This is a genomic window from bacterium (assembly GCA_021372615.1).
Classification (GTDB): Bacteria; Armatimonadota; Zipacnadia; order Zipacnadales; family UBA11051; genus JAJFUB01.
In genome coordinates this window covers 13,457-29,029 of sequence record JAJFUB010000062.1, presented here as the reverse complement: position 1 = coordinate 29,029, position 15,573 = coordinate 13,457, and the positions used below count along the sequence as shown (strand labels likewise).

The 15,573-nt window shown below is 68.0% G+C and carries 11 protein-coding genes; 10 read left to right on the top strand and 1 reads right to left on the bottom strand.

The genetic code is table 11. The features are described from left to right. From LLH23_09375 to LLH23_09360, 4 genes are all read left to right on the top strand, one after another. Window positions 1-420 (top strand): UMP kinase (locus LLH23_09375; protein MCE5238689.1); only part of this gene is annotated, 420 nt, incomplete at its 5' end. A gap of 68 nt (window positions 421-488) precedes the next feature. Beyond that, window positions 489-1,043: a ribosome recycling factor gene (gene frr, locus LLH23_09370; GenBank protein ID MCE5238688.1), complete on the top strand. Its 555-nt coding sequence runs from the start codon at window positions 489-491 to the stop codon at window positions 1,041-1,043. 231 nt (window positions 1,044-1,274) lie between these two features. Further along, window positions 1,275-2,024: a di-trans,poly-cis-decaprenylcistransferase gene (gene uppS, locus LLH23_09365; GenBank protein MCE5238687.1), complete on the top strand. Its 750-nt coding sequence runs from the start codon at window positions 1,275-1,277 to the stop codon at window positions 2,022-2,024. Window positions 2,025-2,146: 122 nt separating this feature from the next. Beyond that, window positions 2,147-3,001 (top strand): hypothetical protein, encoded by an 855-nt coding sequence (locus LLH23_09360; GenBank protein ID MCE5238686.1) that lies wholly within the window; start codon window positions 2,147-2,149, stop codon window positions 2,999-3,001. Between the two features lie 197 nt (window positions 3,002-3,198). On the opposite strand, the gene amrB is transcribed toward LLH23_09360, so the two are convergent. Then, complete coding sequence (gene amrB, locus LLH23_09355) at window positions 3,199-4,050, bottom strand: AmmeMemoRadiSam system protein B (protein ID MCE5238685.1); 852 nt, start codon at window positions 4,048-4,050, stop codon at window positions 3,199-3,201. A 341-nt stretch (window positions 4,051-4,391) separates the two neighbouring features. Here amrB and LLH23_09350 point away from each other — a divergent pair, with 341 nt between their 5' ends. The 6 genes from LLH23_09350 (at window position 4,392) to LLH23_09325 (ending at window position 15,572) form a co-directional block, all read left to right on the top strand. Beyond that, window positions 4,392-6,053 carry a peptidylprolyl isomerase gene (locus LLH23_09350; GenBank protein MCE5238684.1) on the top strand — a complete coding sequence of 554 codons (1,662 nt, stop codon included), beginning with the start codon at window positions 4,392-4,394 and terminating at the stop codon, window positions 6,051-6,053. A 79-nt stretch (window positions 6,054-6,132) separates the two neighbouring features. Then, complete coding sequence (gene rsmI / locus LLH23_09345) at window positions 6,133-7,014, top strand: 16S rRNA (cytidine(1402)-2'-O)-methyltransferase (protein MCE5238683.1); 882 nt, start codon at window positions 6,133-6,135, stop codon at window positions 7,012-7,014. A gap of 65 nt (window positions 7,015-7,079) precedes the next feature. After that, window positions 7,080-8,462 carry a hypothetical protein gene (locus LLH23_09340; GenBank protein MCE5238682.1) on the top strand — a complete coding sequence of 461 codons (1,383 nt, stop codon included), beginning with the start codon at window positions 7,080-7,082 and terminating at the stop codon, window positions 8,460-8,462. Between the two features lie 88 nt (window positions 8,463-8,550). Continuing rightward, window positions 8,551-9,984, top strand: coding sequence for a DUF4091 domain-containing protein (locus tag LLH23_09335; GenBank protein ID MCE5238681.1), 1,434 nt, complete (start codon window positions 8,551-8,553; stop codon window positions 9,982-9,984). 93 nt (window positions 9,985-10,077) lie between these two features. Further along, entirely contained in the window at window positions 10,078-12,987 is a 2,910-nt protein-coding gene (locus tag LLH23_09330) for a DEAD/DEAH box helicase (GenBank protein ID MCE5238680.1), read from the top strand. Next, window positions 12,984-15,572 carry a DEAD/DEAH box helicase gene (locus LLH23_09325; GenBank protein ID MCE5238679.1) on the top strand — a complete coding sequence of 863 codons (2,589 nt, stop codon included), beginning with the start codon at window positions 12,984-12,986 and terminating at the stop codon, window positions 15,570-15,572. Before LLH23_09330 ends, LLH23_09325 begins: the two co-directional genes overlap by 4 nt. Window position 15,573 lies beyond the last annotated feature (1 nt).

Here is a 15,573-nt window from a genome sequence, read left to right as displayed (position 1 = left end):
CAGACGGCGATCGAGATGCGCGAGGTGGCCGAGCCCTTCATCCGCCGCCGGGCCATTCGGCACCTGGAGAAGGGCCGCACCGTCATCTTCGCCGCCGGCACCGGCAACCCGTTCTTCACGACCGATACCGCTGCCGTCCTGCGGGCCATTGAGATCGGGGCGGGGGCCATCCTCAAGGCCACCAACGTGGACGGGGTCTACGACAAGAACCCCCACGAGTACCCCGATGCCGTCTATCTGCCGCGAGTCAGTTACCTGCAGGCGCTCGAGCAGCGCCTGCAGGTCATGGACGCCACGGCCATATCGCTGTCCATGGACAACCATCTGCCCATCGTGGTCTTCAACATCCACACGCAGGGCAACATCGTACGCGCCGCATGTGGCGAGCTGGTGGGGACGCTGGTGACGGAGGACGCGTAGGGGCGCGAGTGATCGCGCCCGTCGGCGCCCGCGGTGGCGCCGCATCACGCATACGAGGAGGGGCTAGCATGCAGGATGTGGTCAAGAACACCAAGGAACGAATGCAGCACTCGATCGAGGCGACGGAGCGCGATTTCCAGACCGTACGCACCGGTCGCGCGACCCCGGCCCTGCTGGACCGCGTCAAGGTCGAGTACTACGGCAGTGAGATGCCGGTCAACCAGGTGGCGACGGTGTCCGTCCCCGAGCCCCGCCAGTTGCTGATCTCCCCGTGGGACAAGTCCGTGCTGCCGGCCATCACCAAGGCCATCCACGCGTCGGACCTGGGGCTCACCCCCAACAGCGATGGGAGCACCATCCGGCTCGAGATCCCGACGTTGACCGAAGAGCGGCGCAAGGAACTGACCAAGATGGTCCACCACAAGGCCGAAGAGGGCAAGGTGGCCATCCGCAACGTCCGGCGCGATGCCAATGAGCACTTGGACAAGCGCGAGAAGGCGAAGGAGATCTCCGAGGACGACGTCGAGCGCGGCAAGAAGGAAATCCAGAAGCTGACCGACGAGTTCATCGCCCGCGTGGACGAGATCACGGCCAAGAAGGTCGAAGAGATCATGGAGGTCTAGGCGGTGAGCGCTCCGCAGGTGGGGCTGGATGTGCTGGGCCTCAAGGCCCCCGAAGCTCGGCGGAGGTTTGAGGAGGCGGGGCTGGGGGTAGACGAAGCTGTAACGGCGCCGCCGCGGGGGACGGCGGGCGGGTGTCTGCGCGTCGTGGCACAGCGGGGCACCTCTGAACGCGCCGTGTTGATTGTTGCCGCCTTTCCTCAACTCCCCGTTGAGGCGAGGCAGGAGAGCTAGGTGCCCGCACTGACCGACGTAGTCACCGCCGAGGGCCTCACCATCCCCTCCCACATCGCCATCGTCATGGACGGTAACGGACGATGGGCCACGCAGAGGGGACTTCCCCGTTTCGCCGGACACATCGAGGGCCGCAAGGCCACCAAGCGCACCGTCAAAGCCTGTGGCGAGCTGGGTGTGACCGCGCTGAGCATCTACGCCTTCTCCACCGAGAACTGGAACCGTCCCGCCGATGAAGTCGCCGGCCTGATGCAGCTCATCGAAGGGGCGTTGATCGAGGAACTGGCGGAGTTGCACGACATGGACGTGCAGTTCCGCGCCTCGGGCCGGCTGTCGGGGCTGCCGGAGACCATGCAGCGGGTCTTCGCCGACGCCCAGGCCCGCACGGCGGCGAACACCGGCCTCATTCTGAACCTGTGCATCAACTACGGCGGCCGGGCTGAGATTGTGGATGCGGCGCGGCAACTGGCCGAGCAGGTGCGCGCGGGCGTGCTGGCCCCCGCCGACATAGATGAGCAGCACGTCCAGGGCGCCCTCTACGCGCCCCAACTCCCCGATGTCCAGTTATTCCTCCGTCCCGGCCGCGAGATGCGCGTCAGCAACTTCCTGCTCTGGGAGATCGCCTACGCCGAGATCGTGGTCCTGGACGTGCTCTGGCCCGACTTCACCGTGGAGCACCTGCTGGACGCCATCCGCGCCTTCAACAAGCGCGAGCGGCGGTTCGGCGCGGTGCCGGACACCGGCCTGTGAGTCAGCGCCGGCGCGGGTCGCGGGGGGAAAGAAGTAGTAGTAGCAGACAGGCCAAGGTGGTAATATACAGAACGGACTGCATACCGCTGCCACGCCGGCCCAGCATGGAAGGTGGACGCGCCATGAACAGCCGCAGCCTCGCCGTCGCGATCGCAATACTGGTCATTGCTGTCGGAGCATACGCTGCTCAGGCCCAGGCCCCGCAGGGGAAGGAACTCAAGCTCTGGGGCGGGCTGGACTCCAAGCCGAAGATTGCTGATGGCTATGCGCCAGAGAAGGTCGAGATCGGCCTCGGCCAGTACAAGTTCATGGAGTTGCGTGGACCGGCGGCCGGCTACACGCTGGCCGAGCGCGAGGTGGCCGTGTACAACCGCCTGACCGAGGCGCTGTCCATCGGTCCCCTCAAGCCCGAGATGATCCGCGTCGGGCGCGTCCGCAGCGCCCCCACCATCTACGTGGACAGCGTGCGGCTCGTGTCCGTCTATGCCAGGGACGCGGCGGCGGTGGGAATGACGCAGGAAGCACTGGCCCAGTCCTGGCGGGACAACCTGGCGGCCGTGCTGCCAAAGCTGACGGTGGCGACCAGCGAGAGGCTCTCGGGTCCGGCGGGCGCCCAGGCCGCTGCTTCGGCGGGCGCCGCGGCGGGGACGTACGAGGTCGCGGTGGGCGGCCTGCTGCTCTTCCGGCTGCGCGGGCCCGACGGGTTCGCCTCGCTGGCGGAGCGGGGGCAGGCCATCGAGGCCAAGATCGTCAGAATGCTCTCGTACGGGAAGGGCAAGTCCGGACTGGCCCAGGCCCAGGCGCTAGACGGCAAGTGGGTCGTTGCGTACGATGGCCAGCAGGTCGTCACAGTGACCGCCGAGGACGCCGCTGCCAACAAGGCTGCCCCAGAGGCTCTGGCCCGGGCGTGGGCAGCCAAGCTCAATGGCCTGCTGGGCAAGCTGAAGGGCCCGACAGCCCCGGGCGCGACGCAGTAGCCGCGACCCCAACCCGCGAACAGTCAGGCCCGGCACATGCCGGGCCTGTTGCTTTTCCACGGACCGGGACGGGCCGCGCCAGCGCCGCGTCCCAAAGGAGACCGTTCCTTCCCCGTAGGGCAGGCGGCCTCGCCTGCCCGTCCCGACAGCGCGCGGGCGAGGCCGCCCGCGCTACTGGAGCACGGGGCGCGCCAACTCTACCGGTACACTCCCAGCGACAGATAGCCGACGACCGCGGCCATGGGATGGGCCTCGCCGGAGTCACCGTAGCGGAAGGTCTCGGTGCGTGTGGCGCCAAGCTGCCTGGCCGCGAGGAGCATCGCGGCGGTGGGGCCATAGCCGCACATGGTGATGTCGCGGCGGGCCTGCTCGGTCAGAAGACCGTCCGGGTCGAGCGCCTCGATGCGCTCGATGAGAATCCGGTCCTGCGCCGTGGCGACCTGGCGGGGCTCCTGGTGGGTCATGTCAGTGCTGGCGATGATGACGACATTGCGCCCTGCCAGCACGCGCCCCAGGGCCCGGCCGACAGCGGAGGCCGCGTCGCGGTCCTGGTCCAGCATCATCAGCGGCACGAACGGCACCTCGCCGCCGTACAGGTCCTGCAGGAAGGGCAACTGCACCTCGAGGCTGTGCTCGCCCCGGAAGGCGGCCGACCCGACGGTGAAGTCAGGCAGCTCGGCGGCGAGGGCCGTGGCCAGTTCGGGTTCCACCTGCGCCTCGCCCAGCGGCGTCAGCCACGCCCCGGAGGTCTGTATCGCCGAGACCCAACTGCCCCGTCCGTGGTTGGGCCCGATGATGACGAAGGCATCGGGCCGACCGTCCGCCGCCAGCGCCGCGTAGCCGTGGGCGGCCATCGGCCCCGAATAGATGTAGCCGGCATGGGGCGACACCAGCCCGAGCATCTGCCTGGGCCCGGCGAGGTCCACCGTCGGCAGTCTGCCGGGCCCGCGGCGGTCCAGATAACAGTCCGCGATCTCCTGCCTGAGGGCACTCCCGGTTGCTTCGTAGAACTGTCCGGCGACGACCGGCATACGCAGATCGGTTGCCATGGGCGCATCACTCCCAGGTCGCCTCGGCCACGTCCTGTGCGTGGCCGGTGCTGTAGGGCAGGGCACAAGGCCCCGCCCTACAGGCTCCAGCGCCAGGCTCCCCTCCGAAGCTACGCACGTCTTGTCAGCCCTTTGCGCCGGAGGTATAATAGCGGCAGAGCCGGCACGGGCCGGCTCTCTTTCCCTTTCCCCGTCCGTTGCCCCTGTGTCCCCGGTGTTGCCGGGGGGCGAAGGCTGGTGCGCGGGCCAGGAACAAAGCCGCGCGGCAGTCTGTTGTCAGTGAGCACGAATGCCGGCGAAGGCAGGGCGCACCTGCTTCGCCTCAGCGTAGGAGCGCAGTAATGTCCATTGTTCGCATGCGCAAGGTCTTCCGCAAGCGCGTCAAGGCCAAGATCGGTAAGCGACACGTAGATCTGCCCAGCCTGGCCGAGGCCGTCTTCTACGTCATTATCCTCATTTTCGTGGCCGGCGCCTACTATACCTTCGGCGGTCCCTCGAGCCGTAGCCGCTCGGATGCGGGCAAGGGCGGGCGCGTCTCGCCCGTCGTGGCGGTCGTCAACGGCGAGAAGATCCCTCGCGCGCTCTTTGACCTCAACATGTCCTCCCGACAGGACATGGGGCAGAGCGACGCCACGCAGGAGCGCTGGACCAAGAGCGGCCTGCTCAACAGCCTCATTGACAGCGTCCTGATGCGCCAGGCCACCAAGCGTGAGCGCATCAAGGTGGGCGGCGCGGACATCCGCAAGAAGATTGACGATGAGGTCGAGCAGACCATCAACACGCGCTTCTCGGACAAGCGAGTGCTCAAGCGGCATCTCAAGAAGCAGAACCAGACTCTCGACCAGTTCAAGGCTGAACTGCGCCGCGAGATCGGCAAGGATACCGACCGCGTCAAGCAGCAGGTCGCCCAGGACAAGCTGAAGGAGACCGTGGAAAAGCGCGTGGCGCTGACCGACGACGAGTTGAAGGACAGCTACACCGAGGTCAAGGCCAGCCACATCCTCATCAAGCCGGATGAAGAGGCCAAGAAGGCCAAGCCGGCGGCGGGACAGCAGCAGGCGGATGGCGACGCCCTGGCCAAGCAGAAGGCCGACGCGCTGCTGGCGCAGGTCAAGCAGGGCGCCGACTTCGCCAAGCTGGCCAAGGAGAACTCGCAGGACCCCGGCAGCGGCGCCAAGGGCGGCGACCTGGGCTGGTTCAAGCGCGGCGCCATGGTCAAGGAGTTCGACGAGGTCGCCTTCAAGCTGCAGCCCGGCCAGGTCAGCGAGGTCTTCAAGAGCCCCTTCGGCTACCACTTCATGAAGGTCTTCGAGCGGCGCACGAACCTGCCCAAGGACTTCGAGAAGAACAAGGCCACCTACCGCGAGCAGGTACTGTCCGAGCGGAAGTACAAGGCCTGGAGCGAGTACCAGGACGAGTTGAAGAAGCAGGCCCAGATTCAGATCGTGGACCCCGAGCTGCAGGCGTACAGCCTGCTGGATGAGGCCCAGAAGAGCGGCACGCCCGACAAGATGAAGCAGGCCCAGGCCAAGGCCCTTCTGGAGCAAGCAGCCAAGCAGGACCCGCAGAACGTGACGGCCCTGTGGGAGCTGGCCGGGCTTTACGAGCAGGAAGGCAACAAGCAGCGGGCCGCCGAGACACTCGACGCGGCGATCCAGACCGAAGAGGGCGCGCGCTCTCCGTCCATGCACATGAAGCTGGGCGACCTGTATATGGAGCTGGCCAAGCAGGGCGAAGCGGCCCAGCAGGCCAGTATGCGGCAGAAGGCCATTGACCAGTACAAGGACACCTTCGACCGCGCCTCGGCCTTCACGCAGATGAACTACTTCATGAACATGCAGGTCGAGCAGAAGCTCAAGCCGCTCAACCAGCCTGAGCTCGGCAAGCAGATCGCCCAGTGGCTGACCGACTACCAGGCCGAGCAGGCCAAGAACCCCCAGGGCGGCATGGGTGGCTTCGGGCCGATGGGCGGCGCGATGCCGTTCACGATCCCATCCCAGTAGCCGACGCCTCACGCGCAACGAGGCAGGCCCCCCGCCTGCCCACAAGTGGACGCAGAACGAACTCAAGGGGTGGTGACAGGTGGATGCTCAGCGCCAGTGTGGCACGCTCTACCTCGTCACCACCCCTATTGGCAACTTGCAGGACCTCTCCGACCGCGTCCGGGCGGTCCTGGGCGCAGCCGACCTCGTCGTCGCCGAGGACACCCGCCGGGCCCAGAAGCTGCTGTCCCACCTCGACCTCCACAAGCCCCTCGAGAGCTTTCACGGCGATAGCGACGCGCGCAAACAGGAGCGGCTGATCCGGCGCCTGCAGGAGGGGCTGGACATCGCCTATGTCTCCGACGGCGGTACCCCCGGCATCGCCGATCCGGGCCGCGAGCTGGTCAGCGCCGCGGCTGCAGCCGGCGCGTCAGTCGTGCCCGTGCCGGGCCCCTGCGCCCTTGTCACGGCTCTGAGCGTCTCGGGTATGGTCGCCGACCGCTTCGTCTTCGGCGGCTTCCCGCCCCGCAAGGCCGGGGAGCGCCTGGCCTTCCTGCAGCACCTCAGAGCTACCGGCCTCACGGTCGTCCTGTACGAGGCCCCGCACCGCGTGGTGGAGACGCTGCAGGCGGCGGCAGAGGTGTTCGGCGACCGACCGGTGCTCGTCGCCCGGGAGTTGACCAAGCAGTACGAGGAGCTGCTGCGGGGGACCGCGTCCGAACTGGCAGGCGTGTTCGCCGCGCGCGAGCCCCGGGGCGAGTTCGTGCTCGTCATCGAGGGCGGGGAAGAGCCGGCGGCCGCGGCGGGGGAGCGGGAGCTGACGCCGACGGTGCGACGGCTGTTGCAGGCGGGGCTGAGGCCCCGGGACATCGCAGGGGTGCTGTCGGACCTGGGGTGGGCGTCACACCGGGAGGCCTACCAACGGGCGCTGTCCTTGAAGAAGGAAGACGCAACCGCGGAGGAGAATGACACAGAGCCGTGAACGGCGGGGCGCAACGTGGTCGCGTCTGTGTGGTTTTCACCGTTCACCTGATCCGGAGGTGCGCGATGCGCAAGGTCCTGCTGGCCGCGCTACTAGTCGTGGTCGTCTTGCCGGCGCTTGCCCAAGACACTCGCTTCTATACGCCCCCTGTCGTGAGCGTGCCCAGGGTCACTGCGGCGCCGCGCCTGGACGGCATCATCGAGCCCAACGAGTGGGCTGCGGCCGCCCCGCTCTCGCCTTTCGTGCTCGTGGGCGGGCGAGGCCTGCCCACCCGCCCCACCAGCGTCTACGCGATGTACGATGACCACAACCTGTACATCGCCGCGATCATGGGCGACCCCAACGCCGCCTCCCTCAAGGCGGACACCACCGACCGTGACGGCCCCGTCTGGGAAGACGACGATCTGGAGCTGTTCTTCGACACCGATGACCAGCGCAAGAGCTACATCCACCTGGCCGTCAACCCCAAGGGCGCGCAGTACGATGCCCTGATGAAGGACAAGACGGCAGACTACCGCTGGCGCGCCGAGGCCGCCACCATGGTAGACGGGTGGAGCGTCGAGTTGGAGTTGCCCTTCGCCAATGACCTGGCGCCGGCGCCAGGGATCGCCTGGGGGCTGTCCATCGCCCGACACGTCGCGGCGGACGGCGAGATCAGTTCCTGGGACCGCAAGCTCAAGGAGTTCCACGAGCTGGCGGGCTTCGGCAGCATGGTCTTCGGCACGCAGCCACTCTCCCTGCAGTTGACCTCGCTCGGGAGCCTCTGGATCGGTGGGAACACCGGTCAGGTCGTGGTGCAGAATCCTGCGTCCCAGCCGGCGGCCGCCAAGGTCAGCACACGCGTGATGAGCCGCGACAACTATGGCCACTTCTTCGGCGTCACCAAGGTGACGGTCCCGGCCGGCGGGCGGACACCCCAGAACGTCCCCTACAGCGTCTACCAGGACGGCTTCGCGACCGTCACCTTCTCACTGAGCGATGTGACAGGCAAGACGGTGTGGCGGTCCGCGCCGTACCCGATCATCACGCCGGAGGTGTCGCCGAACATCGCGGCGGTAGAGAGAGCCCTGGGCGTGGCCACCCGCGCCTGGGCGATGCTGCCCAAGGGTGAGGCCAAGACGAGGCTGCAGGCCGATCTCGACGCGCTGACGGTCCAGTGGCGCTACCTCATCGCCCAGTACCGGAATCGGGCGAGGCTGGGCCGCACCGAACTCGACGCGCTGGCTCAGTTCGCCAACAAGCTTCGCGGGGAGGCCGAGATGCTCCAGGCGCAGATCAAGGCAGCCAAGACCACCGGTACGTTACCGAGATTCGCCGCCGGCGGGGTGACGTCGCTGCAGCACGTGTTCTCCGATGAGCGGGCCGTCGAGCCGGGCGAGGCGCCCACCCTCGACGCCTGCCGCAACGAGACCGAGTCGCTACAGGTGGTGGTGCTCCCCTTTCGGTAAGGAGCCGTTCCGGCTCAAGCCCACTGTATCGCCCTTCCGCGCCGCCTCCGGGGCCGAGCTCCCAGCGGAGGCCGTCTCCCTGCGCCTCGTGGACACCGTACCGGCCATCGGGCACATGGATCCGGAGAAGCGGCTGCGGCAATGGCCTGACGTGCTGCGCGACCTGCCGGCTGACGGCTTCGAGCTGACGCCGGGCGAGACGCGCAGCCTGTGGCTGACCGTGCGCGTGCCCTCTGACACCGTGCCGGGGCCATATGAGGGCCAGGTCACGCTCACTGCCGACGACGGCGCGCAGTTCCCCCTCCCCGTGCGGCTGGTCGTGCACCGGCTCCTCCTGCCTCCCCCCTCCGAGTGGCGCTTCCGCGTGGACTTCTGGCAGGCCATGGACCGCCTGGCGAAGGCCTATGCCGTCGCGGAGTGGAGCGACGAGTGGTGGGCGATCGTGCGAACCTACCTGCAGGACCTGGCGGCCCACGGCGAGAGCGTCGTACAGGTGGGGCGGCGGTACTTCGACTGGCGGCGGACCGCGACCGGGGAGTGGAGCTTCGGCTTCGAGCGCTTCGACCGCTATGTCGAGCTGTGCGCGAGCCTGGGTATTGACGGGCTGATCGAGTACCTGCAGATGTTCAACGGCCGGGCGGAGTCCAGCATCAGCTACGCCGATGCCGCCGGCAAGATGGTGACCGTCAAGACGAACCCCGGCGAGCCCGCCTTCGACGAGGCCTGGGTCGCCTTCGCCCGCGCGTTGGCCGAGCACTGCCGCGAGAAGGGCTGGCTGGACCGCCTGTACATCTGCCCGACCGACGAGCCGCAGGACGTCTACGGCCAGCCCACGCTCGACCGCTTCAAACAGTGCCGCAAGCTGTTGCGCGACGCGGACCCGGACCTCCGCACGACCTGCGCGCTCGATTCGCTGCGCTCGTCGCGGATGCTGACCGGGGACGTTGACCGGTTCGTGTTCAAGCTGCGCGAGGATGTCTACGACCCGAAGCTCGCCGCGGAGTTGCGCGAGCAGGGCAAGCTGGTCGAGACGTACATCTGCTGCCACCCCGACCTCCCCAACAGCTTCATCACCTCCGAGGCCGTCGAGCAGCGGGCCATCGGCTGGATCTGCTGGCAGGAGCAGTTCGGGGGTCTGCTGCGCTGGTCTTACCTGAACTGGCCGGCGGATGTGTGGACCAAGCCCGAGGGCGACGGGAAGTACGCTCCGGGCGACCTGTTCATCGTGTACCCGGGCGGTCAGGGCGGGGTGTCGGCGCAGCCGACAGGGACCCCACGCCCCCTGGCCTCCACGCGCTGGGAACGGCTGCGCGACGGGTTCGAGGACGTGGAGATGCTGCGTGCGGCCCAACACGCGATCCAGAAGAGCCGCAGCCCACACAAGACCACCGCGCAGACGGCCTACAGCACGGCCCTCGCCGAGATCGCCGGGCCGAAGGGGAAGCTGACGGAGTACACACGCGACCCCCAGAGGCTGCTCGACCTGCGGCGGAAGCTGCTAGAAGCGGTGGACGCACTGTAGCGGGCGCGATGAATCGCACCACTACAGCGCGAGTCGCCATTGAACATCTGTTTGATTAGTGTATAATGAGCGCGCTGAGAGTCAGCTTCCGCCATGGACTTCACGCGCTTCCTCGACGAACTGAAGCAGGCCCCCTCCTACCGTGGGCAGATCGTCCATCACGCCCGGCAGGAGCCCCGTCCGGCTCGCTATGCCGACCTGCAGCCGCCCCTGCTCTCCGCCGCGCAGACTGCCCTGGACGGCCTGGGCATTGAGCGCCTGTACTGCCATCAGGCGCAGGGCCTGGAAGCCGTGCGGCGGGGGGAGGACGTGCTCCTGGCGACGGGCACTGCCAGTGGCAAGTCGCTCGTGTATCAGCTCGCCATCCTGGAACTGCTGGAGCGCGACCCCGAGGCGCGGGTGCTGGCGGTCTTTCCCCTCAAGGCGCTCGCGCAGGATCAACTGCTGGGGCTGCAGCGGCTGCTGAAGCTCGCCGGGCGCGGGGACGTGCTGTGCGGCTGCTATGATGGGGACACGCCCTCGGCGATGCGGCGCAAGCTGCGCGACGAGGCCAGCGTGATCCTGACGAACCCCGACATGATCCACGCGGGCATACTGCCGCAGCACACGCGCTGGGCAGGCTTCCTCGAACACCTCGAGCTGGTCATCCTCGACGAGATCCACACCTACAGCGGCCTGTTCGGCGCGAACATGGCCAACCTCTTCCGTCGGTTCGAGCGGGTGGCGGGGCATTATCGAGCCGACGCCGTAGGAGCGCCAGCATCCTGCTGGCACGGCTGTTGCTCACCTACGTGCCAGCAGGATGCTGGCGCTCCTACGGCGCCCCGCTTCATCTTCTGCTCCGCGACCATCGGCAATCCCGCGGAGCTGGTGACGCTGCTCACCGGGCGGCAGGCCACGGTCGTGGATGATGACGGCAGCCCGGCCGGGGCGCGGCACTGGGTGTTCTGGAACCCGCCGATCATCTACGGCCGCAAGTTCCGCGCCCGTCGCAGCGCCAATGTCGAGGCCACCGAGTTGATGGCCGAGCTGGTGCGGCGCGACGTGCCGACCATCACGTTCTCCAAGGCGAAGATCACCGCCGAACTGATCTACCGCTACGTGGCCGACGCCCTGCGGGCGACGGCGCCGGAATTGGCCCAGAAGGTGATGCCCTACCGGGGCGGGTATCTTGCCGAGGAGCGCCGCGAGATCGAGCGCAAGCTGTTCACCGGTGAGCTGCTTGGCGTGAGCTGCACCCGGGCGCTGGAGCTGGGCATTGACATCGGTGGGCTCGACGCGAGCCTCGTGGTGGGCTACCCCGGGACGCTGGCCTCGTTCTTCCAGCAGGCTGGGCGGGCCGGGCGGCGCGACCGCGAATCGCTCGTCGTGCTCGTGGGCCTGGACACCACGATCAACCAGTACGTGATGGACCATCCGTCGTACATCTTCGACCGGCCCATTGAGGAAGTCGTCGCCGACACCGACAACCCCTACATCATCGCGGGCCATGTGCGCTGCGCCACACACGAGCTGCCGCTGCCCGACGCCGACGCCCCCGCCTTCGGCCCCGCCGCCGGCGAGGCGCTGGAAGTGTTGCAGGACCTGCGCAAGGTCAGCCACCGGGCCGGGCGCTGGTGGCATGCGAGTGTCGAGATGCCGCAGTTCGAGGTGTCGCTGCGCGGCTACAGCGAGGCGGAGCTGGTCGTGCAGGACCGCGACACCCATGCGGTCATCGGGCACATGAACCTGTATGATGCCCCGACCTACGTGCATCCGGGCGCGATCTACATGCACTATGGCGACACGTACCTCGTGGACGAGCTGGACCTGGTCAAGCGCGTCGCCACCGTGCATCCGGTCGAGGTGGACTACTACACCCAGCCGCAGGGCGGGACCGATGTGCACCACATTGACCGGGTGCTGCGCCGCAAGCCCTTCGGGCGAGGCACCGCGTGCTTCGGCGAGGTCACGGCATACTTCGAGACCCACCTGTTCGAGCGCATCCACTTCTACAAGCTGGACGCCTTCACGCGCGAGCCGGTGAACCCGCCCGTGCCGACGCTGCAACTGGAAACCATGGGGATGTGGATCACGCCCGACGATGACCTGCTGCGCGAGGTCATCCGCAAGGGGCTGGACCCGTATTCCGGCCTGCGCGGCATCGGCTACGGCACGCGCATGTTGCTGCCCCTGTTCGTGACGTGCGAGACGCTGGATTTCTCCCACACCGTCGGCTGCGCGAACTCGCCGTGGCAGAGCACCTTCATCTACGAGCGCTACCCGCTGGGCCTGGGCTTCACCGAGCGCGGCTTCGAGCGCCTGCACGAGATCATGCCGGCGCTGCTGGAGCGCGTGAAGACGTGCAAGTGCCGCGACGGCTGTCCGTGCTGCGTGGGCAAGCCGCTGCGGCAGGACGCGACGTGGAATGTCGAGCGGCACGAGGGGTCGGTGCCCAGCAAGAAGTCGGCGCGCATGGTTCTGGAGCTGCTGCTGGCCGATCCGGCGCGACTGAATCTGCCGGAGGATGAGGCGCTGGGGCAGGATGAGGCGGAGGCGCGACTGCGGCTGGAGCGGAGCCTGCGGCGGCGCCTGGAGCGCCACGCCTTCCCCAGCATCTTCCATGACATCGAGTTCCGGCCGCCCGAGGGCTTCCCCGATCCGGAAGCGCCGCCGCGGAGCCTGAGTGACACCGACGTGGCTCGCCGCGCCATGCGCCGTCGCGCCCACGAGAGCGGGCGTCGCGATGAGGCACGCCGCGAGCACGAGCGGGAGCAGGCCGTTGCGGCAGACAAGCTGGCAGGCCAGGTCGCTGGAGGGGCCGGATATCATCCGGCTCGCCGTGCGGAACGACCGGCGCCGCCTCCCGTGGTACAGACCGATGAGCAGCCCACAGCGGGCCGGATGATATCCGGCCCCTCCAACGGTGACGGCAGCGACACCGACGCGCCCGCCCGCGTTCTGGGCGACGCTATCGCCGCCGCGGCCATGAGACGCAAGCGCAAGAAAGCGGAGCACGCATGAACGCTGAAGCCTTCCTGGAGCACTACACCAACACCCGCCGCTACCGCGACCAGGTCGTCGAGGTCGTGGAGCTGCCCGAGCGTCCAGCGCGCTTCGGCGAGCTGTCCGAGCCGCTCGCGGAGCCTGTTGCGGCCGCGCTGGCCGGCTCCGGCATCGAGCAGCTCTATGTCCACCAGGTGCAAGCCATCGAGCATCTGCGCGCCGGGCTGAGTGTCGTCATCGTCACCGGCACGGCGAGTGGCAAGACGCTGTGCTACAACATCCCGGTGGTCGAGACGATCCTGGCCGACCCGCTGGCCACGGCGCTGTTCATCTACCCGACCAAGGCCCTGGCGCAGGACCAGTTGCGCGGGCTCGAGCGGTTCACGAGCAAGCGCAAGGGCGGCATCAAGTTCCTGGCCGGGACCTATGACGGCGACACACCGGCGCCGCAGCGGCGCAAGCTGCGCGACAACGGGGCGATCGTCCTGACCAACCCCGACATGCTGCACCAGGCGATCCTGCCGCACCATGCGCGCTGGGCCAAGTTCTTCTCCCATCTGCAGTATGTCGTGGTGGACGAAGTCCATGCCTACCGCGGCGTGTTCGGCTCGCACCTGGCGAACGTCATGCGGCGGCTGCAGCGCATCTGCCGTCACCACGGCTGCGATCCGCAGTTCGTGTGCTGCTCGGCGACGATCGCCAACCCGGTCGAGCACGCCTCGCGCATCACGGGGCAAGCGATGGAGCTGGTGGATGATGACGGCTCACCGCGGGGGGCTAAGCGGTTCGTGCTGTGGAACCCGCCGGTGATCGGGGAGGTGGCCGCGGAGGGGCCGGCTACTAGCCGGCCCGCCGTTCGGGCCTCAGACGCCCTACCCGACGCGAAGGACGAGGCGCAGAGAACGGCGGGCCGGATACTGTCCGGCCCCTCCAACGTCAACGTCACCGCCGGGGGCGAGCGGCGGGGGCCCATTGGTGAGGCCATTGAGCTGCTCACCAACCTCGTGCGCGAGGAGATCCAGACCATTGCCTTCGTCCGTACGCGGCTGGCGGCGGAGCTGATCTCGCGCGGGGCGCGAGACAACCTCAGCCATGTCTCGCCGCGGTTTTCTGAGAAGGTGCAGGCCTACCGCGGTGGCTATCTGCCCGAGGAGCGGCGCGAGATCGAGCGGCGGCTGGCCTCCGGCGACATCCTCGGCGTGGCCAGCACCAACGCCCTCGAGTTGGGCATTGACATCGGCAGCCTCGATGCGTGTCTGATGGTCGGCTACCCCGGCACGATCGCCAGTGCATGGCAGCAGGCCGGGCGTGCGGGGCGCGGTGCTGACGAGGCTCTCGTGTTCCTCATCGCCGACAACGCGCCCATTGATCAGTACCTCATGCAGCACGGGGAGTACCTGTTCGCCAAGAACCCCGAGCAGGCGGTCATTGACCCGGACAACCCGCATGTGGCCATCGGCCACCTGAAGAGCGCGCTGTACGAGCTGCCGGTGCCGGACGACGAGGTCGGTCTGTTCGGGGAGTACGCCGAGGCGCTCCTGGAGATCCTGGAGGAGCAGAAGCTGGTGCGCCACCTGGGGGGGCGGTGGTACTGGGCGAATGAGGAGTACCCGGCGGCGCAGGTCAACCTGCGCAACATCGGCGGACCGGTGTACAACATTCTTGACGCCAGCAGCGACAACCGCGTCATCGGGACGATGGACGAGGTGAGCGCCTTCTCGCAGCTCCACAAGCACGCGGTCTATCTGCACGATGCGCAGAGCTACCTCGTGACCGACCTGGACATCCCCAACGCCAGCGCCTATGTCGAGCGGCGCGACCTGGACTACTACACGCAGGCGGTCACCAGCTCGCGCCTGCAGATCCAGGACACCGACGAGGAGCGGCAGTGGCACGAGGGCACCCTCGGCCTGGGTCCGGTCACGGTCACGACGACCATCCCGATGTTCAAGAAGGTCAAGTACCACTCGCGCGACAGCCTGGGGTTCGAGCACCTGGAGATGCCGCCGCAGATCCTGGAGACGGTATCGCTGTGGCTGGCCCCGCCCGACGCCTGCCTGGACGCGGTGCGGAAGCACCAGCTCGTGCCGGCCGAGGGACTGATCGGCATCGCGAACTGCATGGTGGAAGTCGCGCCGATGTTCGTGATGTGCGATGTGCAGGACGTCGGGGTCGTGGTGGACGCCAGCAACCTGGGGCGTGACGCGCTCTTCCTGTACGACCGCTACCCCGGCGGCATGGGCTACGCGGAGCGCTGTGCCGACGCGATGGAGCGCCTGGTGGCGGCCGTGCATGAGGTCATCAGCAACTGCCCGTGTGAGGACGGGTGCCCGTCATGCGTGGGGGCGGCGTTGCCGTCGTTCGCGCTCACGGACATTGATAGCGGGACCCGGGGTCGCATCCCCGACAAGCAGGCGGCGCTGGTCATCACGCACCATCTGCTGGGGCTGGAGCCGTACGTACCAAAGGCGCGGCCCGAGACAGGTGAGGCGGGGGAGGCAGTGGAGGAGCCGCCGGTGGCCGAGCAGGCGCCGGAGCCACCCAAGCCCCTGGACATGCGACGGCGACTGTCGGAGATCGAGCGGAAGCGCAAACAGGAGTGAC

Coding starts and splice junctions, on each gene's coding strand:
- frr (MCE5238688.1), top strand. CDS start 489: ATGCAGGATGTGGTCAAGAACACCAAGGAACGAATGCAGCACTCGATC.
- LLH23_09360 (MCE5238686.1), top strand. CDS start 2,147: ATGAACAGCCGCAGCCTCGCCGTCGCGATCGCAATACTGGTCATTGCT.
- amrB (MCE5238685.1), bottom strand. CDS start 4,050: ATGGCAACCGATCTGCGTATGCCGGTCGTCGCCGGACAGTTCTACGAA.
- LLH23_09350 (MCE5238684.1), top strand. CDS start 4,392: ATGTCCATTGTTCGCATGCGCAAGGTCTTCCGCAAGCGCGTCAAGGCC.
- LLH23_09340 (MCE5238682.1), top strand. CDS start 7,080: ATGCGCAAGGTCCTGCTGGCCGCGCTACTAGTCGTGGTCGTCTTGCCG.
- LLH23_09330 (MCE5238680.1), top strand. CDS start 10,078: ATGGACTTCACGCGCTTCCTCGACGAACTGAAGCAGGCCCCCTCCTAC.
- LLH23_09325 (MCE5238679.1), top strand. CDS start 12,984: ATGAACGCTGAAGCCTTCCTGGAGCACTACACCAACACCCGCCGCTAC.